This window comes from Actinomycetota bacterium, from assembly GCA_030774015.1.
Lineage (GTDB): Bacteria > Actinomycetota > UBA4738 > UBA4738 > JACQTL01 > JALYLZ01.
Genome location: JALYLZ010000148.1, coordinates 13,479 through 34,535 on the forward strand (window position 1 = coordinate 13,479; position 21,057 = coordinate 34,535).

The 21,057-nt window shown below is 70.9% G+C and carries 21 protein-coding genes; 6 read left to right on the top strand and 15 right to left on the bottom strand.

Annotation, left to right across the window (positions count from 1 at the left end):
• Positions 1-91 precede the first annotated feature (91 nt).
• From M3Q23_14765 to M3Q23_14785, 5 genes are all read right to left on the bottom strand, one after another.
• Entirely contained in the window at positions 92-415 is a 324-nt protein-coding gene (locus M3Q23_14765) for a cupin domain-containing protein (GenBank protein ID MDP9343321.1), read from the bottom strand.
• 4 nt (positions 416-419) lie between these two features.
• Positions 420-1,343, bottom strand: a complete 924-nt coding sequence (gene mdh, locus M3Q23_14770) for a malate dehydrogenase (GenBank protein ID MDP9343322.1) — start codon at positions 1,341-1,343, stop codon at positions 420-422.
• Positions 1,344-1,372: 29 nt separating this feature from the next.
• A complete protein-coding gene (pepN, locus tag M3Q23_14775; protein MDP9343323.1) occupies positions 1,373-3,919 on the bottom strand; it encodes an aminopeptidase N in 2,547 nt (848 codons plus the stop codon).
• A 25-nt stretch (positions 3,920-3,944) separates the two neighbouring features.
• The gene (locus M3Q23_14780; protein MDP9343324.1) at positions 3,945-5,027 is read right to left on the bottom strand and encodes an isocitrate/isopropylmalate dehydrogenase family protein; all 1,083 of its coding nucleotides are present in this window, start codon (positions 5,025-5,027) and stop codon (positions 3,945-3,947) included.
• Between the two features lie 163 nt (positions 5,028-5,190).
• Positions 5,191-6,123, bottom strand: a complete 933-nt coding sequence (locus tag M3Q23_14785; GenBank protein ID MDP9343325.1) for an MSCRAMM family adhesin SdrC — start codon at positions 6,121-6,123, stop codon at positions 5,191-5,193.
• 236 nt (positions 6,124-6,359) lie between these two features.
• On the opposite strand from M3Q23_14785, the gene M3Q23_14790 reads away from it, so the two are divergent.
• Together M3Q23_14790 and M3Q23_14795 are read left to right on the top strand one after the other, a co-directional pair.
• Complete coding sequence (locus tag M3Q23_14790; GenBank protein ID MDP9343326.1) at positions 6,360-7,511, top strand: citrate synthase; 1,152 nt, start codon at positions 6,360-6,362, stop codon at positions 7,509-7,511.
• Positions 7,508-7,972 carry a CBS domain-containing protein gene (locus M3Q23_14795; GenBank protein ID MDP9343327.1) on the top strand — a complete coding sequence of 155 codons (465 nt, stop codon included), beginning with the start codon at positions 7,508-7,510 and terminating at the stop codon, positions 7,970-7,972. Before M3Q23_14790 ends, M3Q23_14795 begins: the two co-directional genes overlap by 4 nt.
• Positions 7,973-7,986: 14 nt before the next feature.
• On the opposite strand, the gene M3Q23_14800 is transcribed toward M3Q23_14795, so the two are convergent.
• The 8 genes from M3Q23_14800 to M3Q23_14835 all read right to left on the bottom strand — a co-directional run bounded on the left by M3Q23_14800 (position 7,987) and on the right by M3Q23_14835 (position 16,284).
• Complete coding sequence (locus M3Q23_14800) at positions 7,987-8,415, bottom strand: DUF4234 domain-containing protein (GenBank protein MDP9343328.1); 429 nt, start codon at positions 8,413-8,415, stop codon at positions 7,987-7,989.
• 117 nt (positions 8,416-8,532) lie between these two features.
• On the bottom strand, positions 8,533-10,560 hold the full coding sequence (locus M3Q23_14805) for a protein kinase (GenBank protein MDP9343329.1): 2,028 nt from the start codon (positions 10,558-10,560) through the stop codon (positions 8,533-8,535).
• 68 nt (positions 10,561-10,628) lie between these two features.
• Positions 10,629-11,576: a methylenetetrahydrofolate reductase gene (locus M3Q23_14810; GenBank protein ID MDP9343330.1), complete on the bottom strand. Its 948-nt coding sequence runs from the start codon at positions 11,574-11,576 to the stop codon at positions 10,629-10,631.
• Positions 11,573-12,457, bottom strand: coding sequence for a bifunctional 5,10-methylenetetrahydrofolate dehydrogenase/5,10-methenyltetrahydrofolate cyclohydrolase (locus tag M3Q23_14815; GenBank protein MDP9343331.1), 885 nt, complete (start codon positions 12,455-12,457; stop codon positions 11,573-11,575). Before M3Q23_14815 ends, M3Q23_14810 begins: the two co-directional genes overlap by 4 nt.
• Positions 12,458-12,469: 12 nt before the next feature.
• Positions 12,470-13,678, bottom strand: a complete 1,209-nt coding sequence (locus M3Q23_14820) for a dipeptidase (GenBank protein MDP9343332.1) — start codon at positions 13,676-13,678, stop codon at positions 12,470-12,472.
• Between the two features lie 9 nt (positions 13,679-13,687).
• Positions 13,688-15,241 (bottom strand): bifunctional phosphoribosylaminoimidazolecarboxamide formyltransferase/IMP cyclohydrolase, encoded by a 1,554-nt coding sequence (gene purH, locus M3Q23_14825; protein MDP9343333.1) that lies wholly within the window; start codon positions 15,239-15,241, stop codon positions 13,688-13,690.
• On the bottom strand, positions 15,228-15,845 hold the full coding sequence (gene purN, locus M3Q23_14830) for a phosphoribosylglycinamide formyltransferase (GenBank protein MDP9343334.1): 618 nt from the start codon (positions 15,843-15,845) through the stop codon (positions 15,228-15,230). The genes purH and purN overlap by 14 nt, the downstream gene beginning before the upstream one ends.
• 34 nt (positions 15,846-15,879) lie before the next feature.
• The gene (locus M3Q23_14835; GenBank protein MDP9343335.1) at positions 15,880-16,284 is read right to left on the bottom strand and encodes a hypothetical protein; all 405 of its coding nucleotides are present in this window, start codon (positions 16,282-16,284) and stop codon (positions 15,880-15,882) included.
• A gap of 96 nt (positions 16,285-16,380) precedes the next feature.
• Between M3Q23_14835 and M3Q23_14840 the strand changes: the two genes are divergently transcribed.
• The 4 genes from M3Q23_14840 to M3Q23_14855 all read left to right on the top strand — a co-directional run bounded on the left by M3Q23_14840 (position 16,381) and on the right by M3Q23_14855 (position 18,834).
• Positions 16,381-16,989 carry a B-box zinc finger protein gene (locus tag M3Q23_14840; protein ID MDP9343336.1) on the top strand — a complete coding sequence of 203 codons (609 nt, stop codon included), beginning with the start codon at positions 16,381-16,383 and terminating at the stop codon, positions 16,987-16,989.
• Positions 16,990-17,109: 120 nt separating this feature from the next.
• Complete coding sequence (locus M3Q23_14845; GenBank protein MDP9343337.1) at positions 17,110-17,607, top strand: hypothetical protein; 498 nt, start codon at positions 17,110-17,112, stop codon at positions 17,605-17,607.
• Positions 17,608-17,759: 152 nt separating this feature from the next.
• Positions 17,760-18,233: a hypothetical protein gene (locus M3Q23_14850; GenBank protein MDP9343338.1), complete on the top strand. Its 474-nt coding sequence runs from the start codon at positions 17,760-17,762 to the stop codon at positions 18,231-18,233.
• Between the two features lie 13 nt (positions 18,234-18,246).
• Positions 18,247-18,834 (top strand): zinc ribbon domain-containing protein, encoded by a 588-nt coding sequence (locus M3Q23_14855; protein ID MDP9343339.1) that lies wholly within the window; start codon positions 18,247-18,249, stop codon positions 18,832-18,834.
• Here the strand turns inward: M3Q23_14855 and M3Q23_14860 are convergent.
• Entirely contained in the window at positions 18,803-20,137 is a 1,335-nt protein-coding gene (locus tag M3Q23_14860) for a hypothetical protein (GenBank protein MDP9343340.1), read from the bottom strand. The two genes, M3Q23_14855 and M3Q23_14860, sit on opposite strands and share 32 nt — an antisense overlap.
• 49 nt (positions 20,138-20,186) lie before the next feature.
• Complete coding sequence (sucD, locus tag M3Q23_14865) at positions 20,187-21,056, bottom strand: succinate--CoA ligase subunit alpha (protein MDP9343341.1); 870 nt, start codon at positions 21,054-21,056, stop codon at positions 20,187-20,189.
• Between the last annotated feature and the right edge of the window lies 1 nt (position 21,057).

Below are 21,057 nucleotides of genomic sequence, written 5' to 3' on the forward strand. Positions count from 1 at the left end.
AACGGATTCGAGTGTGGAAGCGCACCCTCACCGCGTCCGAGCATGGATGGCCGGTACGACACAATGGTCAACCGGCCCACCGGAGCGCTCGTCAGTTCCCGTACTGCTTCGTCTCGGGGCGTTCGAGGAGGAGCGCGACCGCCGGTTGCTCGGCCACGGGCCGGTGGCGCACGCCGCGCGGGACGACGAACAGGGTGCCGGCGGAGAGCTCTACGACTTCGTCCCATTCGAGCTCGATGCGGAACGAGCCGGACCAGCACAGGAAGAGCTCGTCCTCGTCGTGGTGGTGCCATGGGAACTCGCCGTGCAGGCGGGCCACCCGCACGATCGCCTCGTTGGCCGTGACCAGGTCGACGGGCTTCCAGGGTTCCTCGATGGAGGCGGCGACGGCGTTGATGTCAACGGCGCCGTCCATGCCGCTACAGGTTGGCCAGGTCCGCGCACTTGGCGCGGATGCCCTCCGCGGCCTCGCGCAGCGCCGACAGCTCTGGGTCGGTCAGATCGAGCTCGACGATCTCCTCCACGCCGGCCGCCCCGAGCCGGGCCGGCACACCCACGTACACTCCGTCGATGCCGTACTGGCCGGTGCACCACGCGCACACCGGCAAGACCTCCTTGGTGTCGCCGGCGATCGCGTTCACCATCTGGGCGATCGACGCCGAGGGCGCGTAGTAGGCGCTTCCCTTCTTCAGCAGGGCCACGATCTCGGCGCCGGCGTCGCGGGTGCGCTGGTACAGTCGCTCCAGCGTCGCCTCGTCCACCAGCTCGGTCAGCGGCTTGCCGTTCACCGTGGCCTGGCGGGGAAGCGGTACCATCGACTCTCCGTGAGAGCCGAGCGTCATGGCTTCCACGCCCTGCGGGGACTCGCCGAGCTCCTCGGCGATGAAGTAGCGCAGCCGGGCGGAGTCCAGCACGCCGGCCATGCCCATCACCCGCTCCCGGCGGAACCCCGAGACCTCGGCGGCGAGGTAGGTCATCTCGTCGAGCGGGTTGGTGACCACGATGAGGATGCCCTGGGGCGAGCCCTCGCGGACCTGCTCCACCACCCCGCGAACGATGCCCGCGTTCTTCTCCAGCAGGTCCATCCGGCTCATGCCGGGCTGGCGGGGCAGGCCCGCCGTGATGACCACGACGTCGGAGCCGGCCGTGTCGGCGTAGTCGTTCGTGCCGGTGATGCGGGGCTCGAACCCCTCCACCGGCGAGGACTCCCGGATGTCCAGGGCGATGCCCTGGGGCAGCCCGTCGATGATGTCGATGAGGACCACCTCGGCCAGGCCCTTCTGCACGACCCGCATGGCCGTGGTGGCCCCGACGAACCCGCTCCCGACGACGGTCACTCGCATGGGATCACTCCTCAGGTGGCTCGCGTGTGCTACGAACGGGCGGCGATGTCTCGGGCCCGGGCCCGCAGCGCGCGCGCGACGCCGTCGCGTCCCTCCACCACGGTGCGACGGATGGGCCCGGGCGGCTGGGACTCCTCCAGATACCGATCCGTCCTGGCCACGACGTCCTCCGACACCACGAAGGTCGGGTACATGCCCCCGGCGAACGCCAGCGCGACCTCCAGCGACCGGCTCTCCCACGTGGGACCCAACGCCTCGAAGTACGGCCCGACGTAGGGAAGCAGCAGCTCCACCTGTCGGGGCTGCTGGAACCCGCGCATCAGCGCGGACATCGTGGCGATGGACAGGGACGGGTCGCCGACCACGGCGTCCCAGGCCTCCCGCTTGGCGCGCTCGGTGGGGCGGGCGGCCAGCGCCGCGGCGGCGTGCCTTCGGCCCTGGTCGGTGGGGTCCCGTTCGAGCTCCGCGGCAATGGCCTGGTCGGTCGCCTTCCCGGCCGCCGATAGTGCGCCAATGAAGTGCCACCGCAGCTCGGTGTCGATGGCCAGCCCCTGGACCACCTCGGTCTCCTCCAGCAGGCTGGCCACCACCGCCAGGTGGTCGGCGGTGGAAGCGGCGGATGCGAAGGTCCGCGCCCATGCCAGCTGGAAGTCCGACCCCGGCTCGGCCCCCCGAAGCGCCTCGAGCGCGGTTTCCGCGAGCGCCTGCCTCGCCGCGTCGCGGTTCTGGGGGTCGCCGTACACGTCGATGGCGAACGACAGCTGCGCGAGGACCCGTTGCACGACGCCGATGTCATCCTCCGCGTGGATGGCTCCCAGGACCAGCGTGGTGAAGTCGCGGGTGGGCAGCTCGGCCTCCCGGACCATGTCCCACGCCGCCCCCCAGCACAGGACCCGAGCCAGGGAGTCCTGCAGCTCGCCGAGCCCCGTCGTCACCGTGGCCAGCGAGCGGGGGTCCAGCCGAATCCGCGTGTAGGCCAGGTCGTCGTCGTTGACCAGCACCAGGTCGGGGACGCGTTCGCCCGCCAGCTCGGGCACCGCCGTGCTGGAACCGGCCACGTCGAGCTCCACCCGGCGCCGCCGTACCAGCCCGTCGTCGGTCCGGTCGTACAGGCCGATGGCGAGGCGGTGGGGCCGCAGGTTGGGCCACTCGGCGGGGGCCTCCTGGAGCACCGCGAAGGAGTCGAACACCTCCTGGTCGTCCTCCACCCGGGTCTCGAACGAGGCCCGCAGGGTGTTCAGCCCGGCGGTCTGGAGCCATTCCTTGGCCCACGCGTGGAGGTCCCGGCCGGAGGTCTCCTCCAGTGCTGCCAGAAAGTCGGACAGGTCGGTGTTCCCGAACTCGTGGCGGCGGAAGTAGGCCACCAGTCCGGCCAGGAACTCGTCCTCCCCCACCCACGCCACCAGCTGGCGCAGGACGGATGCCCCCTTCGCGTAGGTGATGCCGTCGAAGTTGTTCCGGATGGAGAGCGTGTCCGGCATGTCGGCGGTGATGGGGTGCGTGGTGGGCAGCTGGTCCTGGTGGTACGCCCACGTCTTCTCGCTGTTGGCGAACGTGGTCCACGCGTTGGTGAACCGGGTGGCCTTGACCATCGCCAGCACGGACACGAACGAGGCGAAGCTCTCATTCAGCCACAGGTCGTCCCACCACCGCATGGTCACCAGGTCGCCGAACCACATGTGCGCCATCTCGTGCAGGATGGTCTCGGCCCGCCGCTCCCTGGACGCGTCGGTGACCTTCGAGCGGAAGATGTAGCTCTCGTTGAACGTGATGACGCCGGCGTTCTCCATGGCCCCGGAGTTGAACTCGGGCACCATGACCTGGTCGTACTTCCCGAACACGTAGGGGTACTGGAACGACTGCTCGAAGAAGTCGAAGCCCTGCTTGGTGATCTCGAAGATCTCGTCGGGATCGAGGTGCCGGGCCATGGACTGCCGGCAGTAGATCCCGAGGTCAATCTCGCCGTGGCGGTCCCGGACCGCGTGGTACGGGCCGGCCACGACGCAGGTGATGTACGTGGACATGCGCGGGGTCGGTCGGAACTCCCACCGCATGGCCCCGTCGTCGGGCGTGGGGTCGGCGGCGGCGGCCATGTTCGACACGACCTCCCACCCCTGGGGCGCCCGGACCGAGAACCGGAAGACCCCTTTCAGATCGGGCTGGTCGAAGCAGGCGTACACGCGGTGGGCGTCGAACGGCTCGAAGTCGGTGTAGGCATAGACCCGGTCGTCCACGGGGTCGGTGAAGCGGTGCAGGCCGACCCCTGTGTGGCTGAACCGGCACCGCGCCACCACGTGGACCTCGTTCTCGCCGGCCAGGTTCCGCAGCGCGATCCGGGCGCCGTCGTAGGGCGCGTCGATCGCCGCGCCGTTCAGCTCGACCGACTCCACCTCGTCCGCGATCAGGTCGAGGAACGTCGAGGCTCCAGGCTCGGAGCACGCGAAGCGCACGACGACCTCGGAGCGGTAGTGCTCGTCCGATGCAGCCAGGTCCAGGTCGACCCGGTAGTCCGGATCGGAGATCAGCGAGGCGCGCGCGCGGGCCTCGTCCCGGGTCAGGTTGTTCCGTTCCTCCACGTGGTGCACTCCCTTCGTTCCCGCCCTATGCCCGAAGCTTCTCGATGACCGCGTCCGCCACGTCCGACGTCCCCACCGCCGTGGGGTCGTCGCGGCTCGGCTTCATGTCGTAGGTGACCGACTTCCCCTCCGCGATGACCGCGGCCAGCGCCGCCTCCAGCCGCTCGGCGGCCTCGTCCTCCTGGAGATGCCGGAGCATCAGCACGCCCGAGAACATCATGGCCATCGGGTTCACCCGGTTCAGGCCCTTGTACTTGGGCGCGCTGCCGTGGGTGGCCTCGAACACCGCGGCGTCGTCGCCGATGTTGGCGCCGGGGGCCACTCCCAGGCCGCCGATCAGCCCGGCGCACAGGTCCGAGACGATGTCGCCGTACAGGTTCGGTAGCACCAGGACGTCGTACTCCTCGGGCCGCTGGACCAGCTGCATGGACAGGTTGTCCACGATGCGGTCCTCGAACTCGACGTCCGGGTGCTCTGTGGCCACCTCGCGGGCCGTCTCCAGGAACAGCCCGTCGGAGAACTTCATGATGTTGGCCTTGTGCACGGCCGTGATCTTCCTGCGGCCGTAGCGCTTCGCGTAGTCGAAGGCGAACCCGACGATGCGACGGGTCCCGGTCACGGAGATCGGCTTGATGGAGATGCCGGAGTCCTCCCGGATGCGCTTGCCGGTCTGGTCGGCGATGAAGTCGATGAGCTTGTGGACCTCGGGCGTTCCCTGCTCGAACTCGATGCCCGCGTACAGGTCCTCGGTGTTCTCCCGCACGATCACCACATCCACGTCCTCGTAGCGCGACCGCACCCCCGGATACCACTTGCACGGGCGGAGGCAGGCATACAGGTCGAGCTCCTTGCGCAGGGCCACGTTCACGCTGCGGAAACCCTTCCCCACCGGCGTGGTGATGGGTCCCTTGATGGCCACGCCGTTCTCACGGATCGATTCCAGGACGTGCTCGGGAAGGGGGGTGCCGTACTGGTCGACGACGTCGGCGCCGGCGTCCTGGACGTCCCACTCGAACTCCACGCCGGTGGCCTCGAGGACTCGCCGGGTGGCCTCGGACAGCTCGGGCCCCACCCCGTCCCCGGAGATGAGCGTCACGCGGTGTGCCATCGGCTTGGGCCTCCTCGAACGGGCGGTCGATGTCGTCAGCCGATGCTACCCGACCGGCCCGACCGGCAACTCGGCCGCGAACCGGGTGGTGCGTGGTCCCAGAAAGCACCAGGGGCGGGCCGTTGGCCCGCCCCTGGTCGAGGCTTCCCTTCCTGGGAACCGGCTACCTGACGGCGATGCGGAACGTCCCGCCGGTGAGGTGGAACGTCAGCGCCTGGCCGTCCTGCGAGTCGCAGTTGCCCTGGTCGTCCGGACCGTCCTGGTCCTCGTCGCCCTCGTTCTGGCCGTCCCCGTCCTGGTCCTCGTCGCCGTCCACGACGCCGTCGTCGTTCGCGTCCTCGTCCAGGACGCCCTCGTCGAGGCCCTGGTCGTCGAAGCCCTGCTCGTCGACGTTGTCGATGCCGTCGCCGTCGTCGTCGTCCAGGGCGTCGGACTCGCCGTCCTGGTCGGAGTCGGCCGATCGCGGGTTGAGCTCGGCCCCGTTGGAGACGCCGTCGCAGTCGAAGTCCTGGTTGGTGTCGTTGATGCCGTCGCCGTTTTCGTCCACCACGTCGTCGACACCCTGGGTGTCGCCGTCCTCGTCGGCCGAACCGGCCTCGGTCTCGTTGGTCAGGCCGTCGCCGTCGGTGTCGTCCTGGGCGTCCCCGATGCCGTCGTGATCGGAGTCCGAGACCAGCGCGTTCGTGCCGGACTCGCCCTCGTCCTCGTTGGTGAGCCCGTCGCCGTCGAGGTCCTCGTCGCCGTCCTCGACTCCGTCCCCGTCGGAGTCGTCGAGGTTCGCGACGTAGGGGGCGAACAAGCCGTCGGCGGTGGTCGCCTTGTCCAGGGTGTACTCGACCTTGGCCTTCAGGCCGTCGTGGTCCTTGTCCGTACCGGCGTCACGCACCCCCACCACGAGACCGTTGGGCCCTTCCCAGCAGTCCGGGATGCCGTCCCGGTCGGTGTCCGCGGACGACGCGGTGCAGGCGGACGTCGTCGCCCCGGATGCCCCGTGCGCCCATGCTCCCGCCGTGCGGATGAGCACGCCGGCCGGCGCGATGGCGAGCACGGCCACCGTTACGCCCGCTCTCTTCAGCCACAGCTTGATGTCTTCCACGACCACTCCTCTCCCTGGGCGTTCAGCCCGCTTGCTTCTCGGACATATCGGCGAGAAGCAGCGGGCCAGCCGAGGGGCCGAATGGCCGTTTCGACACGGACCTTGGACATCCCCCGCAGGCATCCTCCGCGGCCCCCCGGCCCGCGTCCCGGCCGCCCGTCATCCGGGGGGTGGAACCGGCTCCAGCGGATTGTGGTGAAATTGGGACAGGTCTCGAGAGCGGGAGCTGAGCCCGAGTGGCGAAGCAGTCAGGTCTGGAAGAGGTCGTCGCAGCGCAGACCAAGCTGTCGGACATCGACGGCAAGCTGGGGCGGCTCTGGTACGTCGGCTACGACATCAACGGCCTGGCCACCCAGTCCACGTTCGAGGAGGTCGTGTTCCTCCTCCACCACCTGCGGCTCCCCACCCAGCCCGAGCTGGACGACCTCACCGAGCAGCTGGCCGGGGAGCGCGAGATCTCCGGGTTCCTGTACGACCTCATGCCCACGCTGGCCCGGCAGACCTCGCCGATGTCGATGCTTCGCACCACCATCTCGGCGGCGTCCGCATACGACCCGGACGGGTGGGACCAGAGCTCCGAGGCCAACCTCCGCAAGGCCCTGCGCCTGGTGGCGAAGACCGCAACGCTGCTCGCCACCTACCACCGCCTGCGCACGGACCAGGAGCCGGTCCTGCCGAACCCGAAGCTTCCGCACGCGGCGAACTTCCTGGCCATGCTCCTGGGCGAGGAGCCGGACCAGGAGACCGCCCGGGCCCTCGACATCACGCTGGTGCTGTACGCGGACCACACCCTGAACGCCTCCACCTTCACGGCTCGGGTGATCGCGTCGACGCTGTCCGACATGCACTCCGCGATCACCGGCGCCATCGCCGCCCTCAAGGGCCCGCTGCACGGCGGGGCCAACGAGGAAGCGATGAAGATGCTGGAGGAGATCGGCGACGTGGACCGGGCGGAGGCGTACATCAAGGAGCGCCTGGCCCGGAAGCAGAGGATCATGGGGTTCGGGCACCGCGTCTACAAGACCGAGGACCCCCGGGCCACCCACCTCCGCCGGCTGTCCCGCGAGCTCGGGGAGCGCACCGGCGACACCCGGTGGTTCGAGATCTCGGAACGCATCGAGAAGGTCGTGTTCGACGAGAAGGGCCTGTACCCGAACGTCGACTTCTACGCGGCCAGCGTGTACCACTCCATGGGCATCCCCACGGACCTCATGACGCCGATCTTCGCGCTGGCCCGGATGGCCGGATGGACCGCGCACGTACGGGAGCAGTACGCGGACAACCGGCTGATCCGGCCGGAGTCCGAGTACATCGGGCCGCTCGACCAGCACTACGTCCCGATCGAGGAGCGCTCCGAGTCCGAGTCGGAGTCTGAGGTGGCGTCGTGAAGGTCTCCGAGATCATGACCGAGGCCGCCGTGACCGACCGGGCCGACGACACGCTGGCCGAGGCCGCCCGCAAGATGTGGGAGCAGCAGACCGGGTCGCTGCTGGTGATGGACGGCGACGAGCTGCTCGGCATCGTCACGGAACGGGACATCCTCCGAGCCGTGGCCACCGGGCGGCCGCTGGATGGGACCCGGGTGTCCGAGGCCATGACCAAGGACCTGGTCACGGTGCCCCCGGCCATGACGCTGCGGGAGGCCGCGGCGGTCATGGCCGACAAGTGGATCCGTCACCTGCCGGTGGTGGAGCAGGGCAACGTAGTCGGGATCATCTCCCAGCGGGACCTGGCCGGGGTGCTGGCCGGGGCGCTGAACGAGCCCGAGGCGCTCCAGCAGCTGGTGGACGCGAGCCAGCTGGCCCGCGCGCAGCGCCTCCGCCGCATCGAACGCGGCGTCTGGGACTAGCGGTTGAGCCAGAGCTACCCGGTGAATTGCCCGGGGGCCGGGACTCCAGCCTGGGGCGCGGGCTGCTCGTAGCGCCGCCACACCTTGTTCAGGTTCTCCTGCATGTACGGGACGTTCACCGCCAGGAAGAACGACGCCAGCAGCCCGAGGGCCGGAGAGATCTCCTGGGTGACGCCGGCCTTCTGCTGCATCCGCTGGATCCGCTGCCCGGTCCGGTACAGCGAGATGTACGGCGGGACGATCAGGACCCACCCCAGGATGATGGCGAGCAAGGAGACTCCCGGCTTGATGTTCTCGTCGCCCAGATAGCGGCGTGACTCGTCGTTGATCTTGTAGTACCAGACGAAGTAGTAGATCCCGATCGTCAGGAACAGCAGACCCCAGGACCCCAGCGGGCTCCGCTTCTTGAATTCCTGACCCCCGATGTTCAGCACCTCGGCCATCGATCCCTCCCCGTTTCGAGTCGGCCGAGTCTAGTTGGCGTCCCGGGACCCGCTCAACCGGTCGGCTCTGACCGTGCCCTGTAGGCCTCGAACCGACGACGCCCCCGCGCCGTCCGCCTACCCGGTGCCGATGACCTTCGCGCTCCCCCACACGGCCGTCCCGGAGCAGTCCGAGGGGAACGTCGTGACCAGACGGATCTCCCCGACATTCTTGACAGACACACTCTCGGGAACGGGGTGGCCCGGAGAAACCTGCACGTTGAACAAAGAGTCCGTGATGTCCCCGAGCACCTGAAACGCCACGGCCGGGCATTGCGAGGAGAGGTTGTTCGCGTCCGGGAGCCACCCGAGCGTCACGGTGAACCTCGCGTAGCTGCCGCCCAGCTCGTAGGTGGCGGTGCCGGCTCCTTCTGGCCGATAGGTGAGGCTCTCGGGGAACGCCTGGTCCCCGAGGTCCTCGGCGGCAACGCCCGGTGGGGGTCCCTCGAACTGGGCCAGCGCAGGGTCCAGGTCCGCAAGGTAGCCGGTGCGACCGGGCGTCACCTCGGGCTGGCCGGCGTCCTGGAGCGCCGGACCCGATCCGAGCAGCGCGGGGTTTCCCCACACCGCGGTGCCCGAACAGTCCGAGGGGAAGATCGTCTGAAGCTCGATGTGCCTCGCATTCCCGAGGGGGACGCTCACGTGGTCGCCACGGCCCGGGTAGACGGTCTGATCGAGTAGCTGCAGAGACGTGCTCCCGTCGTTCGCTAGCACCTTGAACGTGACACTGGGGCATTGAGAGGAGAGGTTGTTCACATCTGGTTCCCATCCCAGCTGCGAGCTGAAGGTGGTGAAGTTCCCCGGGAGAGCGTAGGCAGTGGTGGCTGCCTGGAAGCTGGGCTGGTAGATCAGGCTGTGGGTGAACAGGAAGCCGGAGATCCTGGTCGCTGCGACAACTGGCGGAGGACCCTGTGGCTTCAGCGAAGACACGAACGTCGACCGGGCCAGGCCCGAGTTGCCCTGGGAAGACGGCGAAGTGTGGGGTGGCGTCGATTTCCCCCGGCTGCCGATTGCCAGCACGACGGCCACGACCGCCGCAACCAGGACGACGGTCGCGGCGGCGAGCAGTCCGCGGCGACGAGCCCTCGATGGCCGTTCGATCGGGGTCAGGGGCAGCGTCGGGCGCCGGGCCGCCGAACGAGCTGAGGGCTCGGCGAATCCCGGAGGCATCGACGCTCCGGACAAGGGGATTGCGCCCGGGGGCGGCATTGGCGGCGTCGGCCGTGGAAGCACAAGGAGCGGCTCGGTGGACCGGCCCGCGGCGTCGGAGAATGCCTGGCGAGCCGCCCGGATGAAGTCCAGGCACGTGGCGTAACGGTCGTCCCGCGACTTCGCCATGGCCCTGCGGATGACCGGGTCGAGCCCGACGGACCCTCCCGCCACCTCCCCCAGGGACGGCGGGGGCTCGGACAGATGGGCGAACATCGTGGCCGCGTGGTCGTCCCTAGGGAACGGCGGGTGCCCGGCCAGGCAGTGGTACAGCAGGCACCCCAGCGCGTACTGGTCCGTGCGGCCGTCCAGAGGCTCCCCCCGGAATTGCTCCGGTGCCGCGTAGTCGACGGTCCCCACGAAGTAGCCGGTACGGGTGAGGCCACCCGGTGCGTCGACCCGCTTGACCAGTCCGAAGTCGGTCAGAAAGACGTGCTCGTCGGCCTCACCCCCCCGTTGCTCGACCATCACGTTCCCGGGCTTCACGTCCCGGTGTACCAGGCCACGACGGTGAGCCCCATCGAGCGCCGAGGCCACCGGCTCGAGCAGGTCCACAGCCCGCGAGGCCGTCAGCGGGCCCACTCCCTCGAGCAAGGCGCGGAGGTCGGTGCCCTCGACGAACCGCATCGCGATGTACAGGGTCCCGTCGGCTTCTCCGGCGTCGTAGATGGGGATGATGTTCGGGTGGTCCATCGCGGCAGCGAGCTCCGATTCGCGCTCGAACCGCTCCCGGAAGTCGGGCTCGTCTGCCACCTCGGGAGCGAGGACCTTGAGGGCGGCCAGGCGCTTCAGTCGGGTGTGTTGGGCCCGATAGACGACCCCCATGCCCCCCCGGCCCACCAGCGAATCGATGCGATAGCTCCCCACGAGGCTGCCGATGCGCTCGCCGCCGGCCATGGTTGGGGAGCGTAGCAACAGATGTCTGGGACGGGAAGGAGACCCGCCGGTAGCCGGTTGGCGTTCGTTTACTGGCCGGAGCGGTCGGCCTGTTGCGGGAGGAACGCCGGACGCGGATGCAGGCCCGCGCCCTCGATGACCTTGCGGACGGGGTCCTCCTGGCCCAGGCCCATGACGTGGACGCCGGCCACCCCGGGGATAGCTCGCAATTTGGCCAAGATGTCCACGGTCAGCCGGACCCCCACCTCCTCGGCCCGTGGGCCGGCGGCCTCCAGCTCCGCGATCAGCGAGTCCGGGACGACCACGCCGGGAAGGTGGTCGCGCATGAAACGGGCGGTCTTCGCGCTGCGGGGCGGGGCCACCCCCACCAGCAGGAACATGCGCTCGAAGATCCCGCGGGGGCGGATCGACTCCGCCCATTCCCCGAAGGCATCCACGTCCAGGACGATCTGGGTCTGCACGAAGTCCGCGCCGGCGTCGGCCTTCTGCTCCAGCCGGTTCGGATCATAGGGCCTCGCCAGCGGGAGGTCCGCCGCCCCGATGAAGTAGCGGGGTGCGGGGTCGACCTCGGCGCCGGAGAGGAGGCGGCCCTCGTCCCGGAGCCGCGCCGCCAGCCCGATCAGCTCGAGCACGGTCAGGTCGAAGACGCTTCGCGTGTCCCCGCGGTCGTCGCCGCCAGGCGGGTCCCCGGTCAGGCACAGGACGTTCCGGGCTCCTAGGGCCCAGCCCCCCAGGAGGTCCCCGGTCAGACCCAGGCGGTTCCGGTCCCGGGTGGTCAGCTGGAGGACCGGCTCCAGCCCGGCCGCGGCCACCAGGTGCGAGCCGGCCACCGGCGACATGTGGGCGGCCCCCGTCGGATTGTCGGTGACGTTCACCGCGTCGGCGTAGCCGACCAGGGCCCGGGCCTGCGCGGTCACCGTTGATCCGTCCGCCGAGCGCGGCGGGACGACCTCTGCGGTCACGGCGAACGTTCCCTGGTGGAGGATGCGCTCCAGGCGGCTTCCGGCCCGGATCACGTCGCCGGGGGCGCTTCGCTCTGGCGCTCGGCCGCGGTGACGGTGTTGTGCAGCAGCATGGCCACGGTCATGGGGCCGACTCCGCCCGGCACCGGCGTGATGGCGCGGGCCACCTTCGACACCTGGTCGAAGTCGACGTCCCCCACCAGCTTCCCGTCGGGACCGCGGTTCGTCCCGACGTCGACCACGACCGCTCCCGGAGCGACCATGTCGCCGGTCAGCGTGCGTGGCTTACCGGCCGCCACGATCACCACGTCGGCTCGGAGCGTCTCCACGACCAGGTCCCTCGTCCCCGTGTGGCAGATGGTGACGGTCGCGTTCAGCCCCGGTCCCTTCGAGGACAGCAGGATGGACAGCGGCCGGCCCACCAGCGTGGAACGGCCCACGATCACAACCCGCCGGCCCTCCACCTCGATGCCGCTCCGGCGGAGCAGCTCCACCACCCCGGCGGGCGTGGCCGGCACGAACCTGGGCCGCCCCATGGCCAGCAGCCCCTGGTTCTCGGGATGCAATCCGTCCACGTCCTTCTCCGGCGAGATGGCCCGCTGGAGGTCGAAGATGTCGATGGGGGAGGCTTCCGGGAGCGGGCTCTGCACGATGATGCCGTGCACGGTGGGGTCCGCGTTCAGCTCCCGGATCACGCCAAGGGCCGCCTCGGCCGTGGCCGTGGCGGGAAGGGTTCGGTCGAGGGCCCTCATGCCGGCCTCGGCCGAGGCCTTGTTCTTCATCCGGACGTAGGTGGCGGAGGCCGCCTCGTCGCCGATCAGCAGGTCAACGAACCCCGGCACGACGCCCCGCTCCGCGAGGGTCCGGACCCGCTCGGCCACCTCGGCCCGGACCTCGGCCGCGATGGCCTTCCCGTCGATGATGCGCGCGGTCACTGGTTCCCGATCCTACCGGCCGTCGAGATCCGTGATCCTGGCCAGGGAGGGCTGGCGCTCCGCCTGGAGGCGTTCCGCCGTGGCTTCCGCCTCCCGCATGGCCCGCAGCACGTTCCCCCGGCTGATCCCGGCGAGGTCCTCTTCCGAGTAACCGCGCGCCATGAGCTCCGCGAACAGGTTGGGGTAGCACGAGACGTCCTCGAGGCCCTCCGGCATGGACGGCGCACCGTCGAAGTCGCTCCCGACGCCGACGTGGTCGATCCCGGCGACCTCGCGGACGTGGTCGACGTGGTCGGCGACGTCGGCCACGGAGGCGGACGGACCGGGGTTCTGTTCGAACCAGGCCTCCATGGCGGCGGCCACGGCCTCCCGGTCGTCCGGATGCTCCGCCTGGAGGCGCCGGTACTCCGCCCATCCCGCGGCGTTGGCCTCCGCTCCCGCCGGGGTCAGGAACACGGGCACGAAGGTCACCATCGCCACCCCGCGGTTCCCGGCGAGCTTCACCAGGACCTCGTCGGGGACGTTGCGGGGCACGTCGCACAGCGCGCGGGCGGAGGAGTGGGAGAAGATCACGGGGGCCTCGCTGACCTCGATGGCGTGGGCCATGGTGTCGGCGGAGACGTGGCTGAGGTCGACCAGGACGCCCAGCCGGTTCATCTCCCGCACCACCTCCTCGCCGAACCGGGTCAGCCCCCCGTGGACCGGCGCGTCCGTGGCCGAGTCCGCCCACGGCGTGTTGTGGTTGTGGGTGAGGGTCATGTACGCGGCGCCGAGCGACGCCAGGACCCGGAGCGCGCCCAGCGAGGAACCGATGGACTGCCCGCCTTCCACGCCGACCATGGATGCCACCCGGCCCGCCGCCGTGGCCCGCTCGACGTCGTCCGCCGTGCGGGCTTCCTGGAACGTCTCGGGGTAGCGCCGAACCAGAGCGTGGAACGCGTCGATCTGCTCCAGCGTGGCGGTGACCGCGGTGTCGCCCGGAAGGTCCGAGGGCACGTACACCGACCAGAACTGGCCGCCCAGGCCGCCCGCTCGGATCCGCGGGATGTCGGTCATCAGGTCCGGGCACGGCTCCGCGAGGTCGAGGCGGTCGAAGTGGTAGCCGACCCGGTCCCGCGCCTCCCACAGCACGTCGTTGTGGCCGTCGACCACAGGTGCCCGCCGCAGGAGCTCCCGGGCCCGTTCCACCAGCGCCGCGTCCTGGTCCACGTCCCCGTCCACGTGAGCCCTTCAGTGCCGGAAGTGCCGGCGTCCGGTCAGGACCATGGCCATGCCGTGCTCCTCGGCGGCGTCCAGGACCTCCTGGTCCCGGACCGAACCGCCGGGCTGGATGACGGCGGTGACGCCCGCCTCCGCGGCACGGTCCACCCCGTCGCGGAACGGGAAGAAGGCGTCGCTCGCCATCACGGCCCCGCGGGCCCGGGCCCCCGCCTTGCGGCAGGCGATATCGACCGAGTCCACCCGGGACATCTGCCCCGCGCCGATCCCCACCGTCGCGCCGCCGACGGCCAGCACGATGGCGTTCGACTTCACCCGGGCGGCCACGGTCCACGCGAACTCCAGGTCGCGCCATTCATCCTCGGTGGGCTGGCGGGATGAAGCGACCGACCAATCCGCCCGACCCTCGGTCACGACGTCCCGGTCCTGCATCAGCGCGCCGCCTCCCGCCAGGGGGCGGACCTCGATGCCAGCGCCAGGCTCCGGCCGCGCTTCCAGCACCCGCAGGTTCGCCTTCTTCCCGAACAGCTCTCGCGCCTCGGGCTCGAACCCCGGCGCCGCGACGACCTCCGTGAACACGCCGGTCACCGCGCGCGCGGCCTCCGCGTCCGCCGCCACGTTGAACGCCACCACGCCGCCGTACGCCGACACGGGGTCGGACGCGAGCGCCCGACGGTACGCCTCGGCGGCGGTCGAGGCCACCGCCGCCCCGCAGGGATTGTTGTGCTTCACGATCACGGCGGCCGGAGCCGGAAGCGAGCCGGCCAGGGCCATGGCCGCCTCGGCGTCCAGCCAGTTGTTGAAGGACATCTCCTTGCCCTGGAGGACGCGCGCGCCGGCCAGGGCGCCGGGAGAGCCGGCCGCTCGGTACAGGCCCGCCCGCTGATGCGGGTTCTCGCCGTAGCGAAGGTCCTGTTCCCGCTGGAGGACCAGGAACAGGCGCTCCGGCAGGCTCCCCGCTTCATCCGTGAGCTCTTCGAACCACGCGGCGATGACGGCGTCGTACGCCGCCACGTGGGCGAACGCCTCCGCCGCCAGCGCGAGGCGAGTGTCCCGGGACAGGCCCCCCTCGTCCCGAAGCTCGGCCAGGACGGAGCCGTAGCGCGCCGGCGCCACCACCACGGCCACGGACTCGAAGTTCTTGGCCGCGGCACGCAGGAGGGTCGGCCCGCCGATGTCGATCTGCTCCACGATCTCCGGCGGCGCCGCCCCGGCGGCCAGGGTCCGCTCGAACGGGTAGAGGTTCACCACGACCAGGTCGAACGGCTCGATCCCGTGGCCCGCCAGCTCCTCCATGTGTCCGGCGTCGCGCCGGTCGGCCAGGATCCCGCCATGGATGGCCGGGTGCAGCGTCTTGACCCGGCCTCCCAGCATCTCCGGGAAGCCGGTGACCTCGGACACCGCGGTCACCGGGAGGCCGGCGTCGCGGATGGCCGCCGCCGTGTTCCCCGTGGACACCAGGGCGACCTCCAGGTCGGCCAGCCCCCGGGCCAGCGCGACGAGCCCCTCCTTGTCGGACACGGCCAGGAGGGCCCGCCGGACCGGGCGGCGATCATTCGAGGTCATGCTCTTCCCCCAGGACGTGGACGATCCTTCCCTCCACCTTCAGCCGTCCCTCCACGAGCAGGCGAACGGCCCGCGGATACAGCCGGTGCTCGACCTCCTGGATCCGGGCGTGGAGGGCCGCCTCGTCATCGCCGGGCGAGATCGGGACCGGCTCCTGGAGCACGATCGGCCCGTGATCGACCTCCTCGTCCACCAGGTGGACGGTCACCCCAGAGACCTTGGCCCCCCAGGAGAGCGCCTCGCCGACCGCGTGCGCCCCGGGAAAGGCCGGGAGCAGCGACGGGTGGATGTTCAGCATTCGCCCCTCGAAGGCCCGGACCACCTCCGGGGCCAGGATGCGCATGAACCCCGCCATGACGACGTGCTCGACGCCCTCCCGGTCCAGGAGCTCCAGGAGGGCCCGGCCGTACCCGGTACGGTCCGGATGCTGGGCCGGGTCCAGGAACTCTGCCCGTACCCCGCGAGCCCGGGCCCGCTCCAGCGCGGCCGCGCCCGGGCGGTCCGACACCACCAGCGCGATCGACCGCCCCACCACAGGGTCGTCGAGGAGCGCCAGGAGGTTGGTCCCGGCTCCAGAGGCGAGCACGGCCACCCGCGCGTCCACGGCCGGCGACGCTAGGAGGCCGTGCCGCCGGCTGTCAACCGGCGACCGGCGTCGTGGTGGGCTTGCCCCCGATGACGTTGATGTCCAGCCGGAACTGGGTGCCCTCCAGCCGGGAGAACGGGTACGGGGCGAAGGTGTAGTTGGCCGCCGCGCTGAGCTCGAGGGAGACGGCGTACGAGGTGGACCTCTGGATGGGGATCGAATACAGGGCCGCCTGGTCGCAGACCTGCCCCGTCACAGACGTCGGCTTCCCCGTGCCCACCACCCCGCCGGTGCCCGTCACGGTAATGACGGCGTTGGCCAGGCTCCCCGCGCAGCCCACCGTGGCCTGGTACTTGATGGTCCCGTGGAGCGCGAAGCTCCCCCCGCTCTTCGAGCACCCGTCGAGCGAGAAGGCCAGGATCGCCACGCCCAGCAGAGCCATGATCCGGTTCCGCACTTCATCTCCTTCGTTCGAAACGATCGCCGGGCCCGCCCACCGGAGCGCCCGCCGCGCCAGGCATTCTCCGCCATCGGCGCGGATAGAGTGCAACTCGTGTCGACGAACGAGGTCGCGGTCAGCGGCCGGTGCGAGACCCACCCCGGCCGGGCCGCCGTGGGCCGGTGCGAGTCCTGCGGGCGCCTGCTGTGCATCGGATGCGCCGTGCCGGTCAGGGGCCAGATCCTGGGCCCGGAGTGCGTCGGGGAGGTCCTGGGCCCCGATCTCGCGCGGGAGGCGGCGGCGCCCTCGCGCCAGCCGAGGCAGCCAGGCCTGGCCCTGGCGGGCGTGGGGTTCGCCGGAGCGCTCGTCGCCTCGGCGCTACCGTGGAGCACCCAGTTCAGCAGCCACGCCTCGGGGCTCTTCGGGGGCTGGGGGTTCACACCGCTCTCGTGGTCGCTGGTGGCGGCGGTGGCCGCCGTGATCGGTGGGGCGGTGTGGGCGGTGGCCCGATGGAAGGCCGGCCGCAGGGAGACGGCACGGTGGGCGCTGCTGACCATGGCCGTGCTCGTGGCAGCGGGCGCTGTCCTCTACCTGATCGCGCCGCCGCCGTTCAGCCGCCCGTGGCTTGGACCGTGGGTGGCCCTGGGGGCGGCCGCCACGGCGTTCGGAGGGCTCCTGTGGGACGGCCGCCTGGCCCGCCGCACACGGTCCGGGGCGCCGTGAACAGGGCCTCCCGAGTGGTTCGGCCACGGGCCGCGTAGTTGACTGGCAAGGTCGCACAGCGTTAAATCGCGGAGGCCCGCCCCTGGGCCAACCCGGGAGGTTCGAAAGGAGCGGGGGTTCATGGCGCAACGTCCCAGTTTCGACATGTCGAAGCTGTCCCAAGCGGACAAGCTCATCCTTGGGGGAGCCGGCGCATTCTTCATCTGGTCGTTCCTGCCCTTCTGGTTCCACTATTCCATCCCGGGCTGCGCCTCCGTGCCTGGCCTGAAATGCAGCCAGGGTTTCAGCGCATGGCACTCCACGACCTTTTTCGCAGCGCTGCTGTCCCTCATCGCCCTCATCTGGGCGGGACTGCGCCTGGCAGGCATCACCAAGAACCTCCAGGTCAACTTTCCACTCGCGTTCATCGACATGGGACTGGCCGGCCTGGCCATCCTCTTCACGCTTCTCGGCCTCGTGGTCAAGTACGCCGGAGTGGCCGGTTTCTCATGGGGGCTCATCGTCGGCCTTCTTCTGGCCATCGCGTGGGGCTATGGCGCCTACATGAAGTACCAGGAGCCACAGACAGCTGGCCCCACGCCTCCTCCGCCTCCTTCTCCAGGTGGGTTCTCCGCCTAGCCGACCTGACGACCGATCCGAGGAAAGGCCCGGCGTTCCGGCGCCGGGCCTTTCACTTCTTCGGGCGGTCCGACTCCGCCCGGCGCTCCGGCCTTGATAGCCTGCTTGCCGATGGCGTCCAGGAAACGGACCCGGGCTCGCAAGCCAATGTCGTGAACGAGACTCGACCGCGCCTCGACCTTTCCAGGCTCCCGGTGGCGAGCATCCTGCTGCTGGGCGGCGGGGTCCTGTACTTCCTGGACCTGTTCCTGTCGTGGCGGCGGCTGTGCTACGACTACGGGGCCCTGGGGGTCCACTGCGGAACCCAGAACGGCCTGGCCCAGGGCGTCGGCATCATCGACATGCTCCTGGCGCTGGCGCTCGTGGTGACGGAGGTGCTCGTGGTGACGAACGCCGACCCAGGCCTGCTGCCGAAGCGCCGGCGGCAAGTGGAGGCAGGGCTGGCGGCCGGCCTGCTCCTGTTCACGGTCATCAAGGTGCTGGTGGGCTCGAGCCACATCTACATCTGGGCGTTCGTCGGCCTGCTGCTGACCATCGCGATCGCATACGGCGGCTGGTTGCGGTGGCGAGAGGGCCAGGCCCCCGCGACGCCGCCTCCGACCGCCCAGGGAGGGCTCCCCGAGTAGCCTTCCGGATGCCATGAAGAAGTGCCCCTACTGCGCCGAGGAGATCCAGGACGAGGCGATCAAGTGCCGGTGGTGCGGGAGCATGCTGGCCCCCCTTCCACCCGGCGTCTCCGAGGCGCCGCCGCCCGGCGCGGGCACGAGCGCTTCCGCCCTGCCCTCGGCCGGCGCCGGGGCTGGGGTCGATCCCATCCAGCTCTCCCACTCGGGCCAGCAGTACCTGCTGGGATGGGGTGAAGGCTTCTTCGGTATCTGGGACCGGAGCCGGCCCGGACCGCCGGTGGAGCGCTTCCCCCGCACCGACGACGGGTGGTCGGAGGCCTGGACCCGCTACCGCTCGCTGGAGCCGAACCCGACCGAGGTCGGCTTGGCGGGCGGGGTACCTGCACCGACCAGAAGCCCTGCGCCGGTGGCGCCCCGAAGGGTCAGCCCGGCCTGGTGGCTCCTGCCCATCCTGGCCGGATGGCTGGGCGGACTCATCGCATGGCTGCTCACCCGGGACGCCGATCGCCGCGTGGCCCGGAACATGCTGATCACCGGCATCGTGGTGAGCGTGATCGTGATCGTCATCTTCACGACGTCGACACCCCGGGGGTTCCGGTAGGCGCGGCCGCCATGGAGCCCTGGCGCGCCCGTCGCCGCGCCATCAGCGCGCCGGCCACGCCCCCGCCGATCCCCCAGCCCAGGGCCAGCAGCACCGTCGGCCCCAGCCGCGGCCCCACCATTGTGGTGGCCGGCGGCCCGGTCTCGGAGCGCACCGTGATCGAGAGGCCGCCCAGGACCGAGGCCACGGCCATGAGGGCGGCGAACACGACCCCGGCGAGCGCGCCGCGCGCCGCAGCGTCCGCGGCCCCGGCCGCCCGCGAACCGATGGCCAGTCCCGCCAGGACCGACGCACCGAGCGGCACCAGCAGGAACGCCAGGAGGCCCGGCGGCGCGGAGCCGAACCGGACGCACTCCCAGGGGCGGCCGCCCGGGCAGGACACCAGCCGGCTGAAGAACACATCCCGGGGAACCCGCCCGTAGCACAGCAGATCCACCGAGGTCGTCCCTCCGTACACGCCGTCGCACGCGCCCAGGGCCGGCGCGGAGACCCACACCGACTGGTTCGGCAGCACGAGCACGTGGTGGACCAGGGCATCCAGCCCCCGGGCGCCGCCCCCGACGGTCCCGGAGGCGTACGCGCGGGCCGCGTCCGGGTGGGCCGCTCCGAGGATCAACAGTCCGGCCAGGGACAGCCCCAGGGCGTACAGGAACATCCGCCATCCGCCCCCCAGCGCCGCCACCGCCCGCCCACCCCACGAGGGCTCGGCTGATCGTCTGGCGGTTCCGGGGCGGGCCGACCACAGGCCTCCGGCGGCCCCGGCGACGGCGGCGATCCCGAACGGCCATACGAAGGCCCATAGATGCGACACGGAGATCCGGAGCGTTCCCCCCTCCAGGGCCAGCGGGAGTGGCACGTGAACCGTCACCACGTACGACAGGAACAGGGCCAGGCCCGCGTAGGGGACCGCCACTGCGGCTCCCCACAGCGAGCGCCGCACCGTCCCGCCGCCGGCGCGGTCCCCCACGGCCCGTCCCCCCCGGAACAGCAGGAACGCCGCCAGCCCCGTCACCGTGAGCATGGCCACCGAGGCCTCCAGGAACGGGCCGTGCACCTGGGACCGGGTGGCCTCGAACGCCACCGGGACGTGGTGGAACGCGAAGAAGTAGACGCCGCCGATCCGGGCCACCGTGGCCGTCGAGAACGGGAGGTTCCCGAACAGGTCCTGGGCGAACGCCAGGACCTCCCCGACCAGCGCCACCACCACGAACGCGATCTCGCCGCGGAACAGGGCGGCGGACCAGGGCGCCTCCCCGTCGTCCGGCCGGGGTCGCCAGGAGAATCCGGTCCCGCCCCGGCTCACGCTCCGCCCTGGCTCAGCGCGAGGCCAGAGCTCAGCGCGAGGCCTGGACTCACGCCAGGGCCGCTTCGACCAGCTCGGCCACCTCGGTGGGCGTGCGTCCCACCTTCACCCCCACCGCCTCGAAGGCCTCCGCCTTGGCCTGCGCCGTACCGGAGGACCCCGTGATGATGGCGCCGGCGTGGCCCATGCGCTTGCCGGGCGGCGCGGTGAAGCCGGCGATGTAGGCGACGACGGGCTTGGTCATGCGCTGGGCGACGAACTCCGCGGCCCGCTCCTCGTCGTCGCCGCCGATCTCCCCGATCAGCACGGCGAGGTCGGTGTCGGGGTCGGCCTCGAACCGTTCCAGGGCCTCGATGAACCCGATCCCGTGCACGGGGTCGCCGCCGATGCCGAGGCAGGTGGATTGGCCGATCCCGCGCTGGGTCAGCTCGTACACGATCTGGTAGGTCAGCGTCCCGGAACGCGACACCATGCCGACCCGTCCGGGCCGGCAGATCTCCGCCGGGATGATCCCGACGTTGGCGTTCCCGGGCGAGATCAGGCCGGGGCAGTTCGGGCCCACCAGCACGGGGCCTCGGCCCTCGATATGGCTGGCCACCCGGGCCATGTCGGTCACCGGGATGCCCTCCGTCACGCATACGACCAGGTCGACTCCGGAGTCGGACGCCTCCAGGATGGCCTCCGCGGCGAACCGCGCCGGGACGTAGACGACCGCCGTGTTCCCGTCCGTCTCCGCCACGGCCTCGGTGACCGTCTCGAAGATCGGGATGCCCTCGACGTCCTGGCCGCCCTTGCCCGGGGTGACGCCGGCGACGATCCGCGTGCCGGCCTCCCGGTTCCGGAGGGAGTGGAACCGCCCCTGCTCCCCCGTCAGGCCCTGCACCACGAGGCGGGTCCGCTCGTCGATCAGGATGGCCATG

Excerpts from the sequence above, each read along its gene's own strand:
- M3Q23_14845 (MDP9343337.1), top strand. The coding sequence starts at position 17,110 with ATGGCGCAACGTCCCAGTTTCGACATGTCGAAGCTGTCCCAAGCGGAC.
- sucD (MDP9343341.1), bottom strand. The coding sequence starts at position 21,056 with ATGGCCATCCTGATCGACGAGCGGACCCGCCTCGTGGTGCAGGGCCTG.
- M3Q23_14765 (MDP9343321.1), bottom strand. The coding sequence starts at position 415 with ATGGACGGCGCCGTTGACATCAACGCCGTCGCCGCCTCCATCGAGGAA.
- M3Q23_14805 (MDP9343329.1), bottom strand. The coding sequence starts at position 10,560 with ATGGCCGGCGGCGAGCGCATCGGCAGCCTCGTGGGGAGCTATCGCATC.
- M3Q23_14800 (MDP9343328.1), bottom strand. The coding sequence starts at position 8,415 with ATGGCCGAGGTGCTGAACATCGGGGGTCAGGAATTCAAGAAGCGGAGC.
- purH (MDP9343333.1), bottom strand. The coding sequence starts at position 15,241 with ATGACCTCGAATGATCGCCGCCCGGTCCGGCGGGCCCTCCTGGCCGTG.
- M3Q23_14855 (MDP9343339.1), top strand. The coding sequence starts at position 18,247 with ATGAAGAAGTGCCCCTACTGCGCCGAGGAGATCCAGGACGAGGCGATC.
- mdh (MDP9343322.1), bottom strand. The coding sequence starts at position 1,343 with ATGCGAGTGACCGTCGTCGGGAGCGGGTTCGTCGGGGCCACCACGGCC.
- M3Q23_14780 (MDP9343324.1), bottom strand. The coding sequence starts at position 5,027 with ATGGCACACCGCGTGACGCTCATCTCCGGGGACGGGGTGGGGCCCGAG.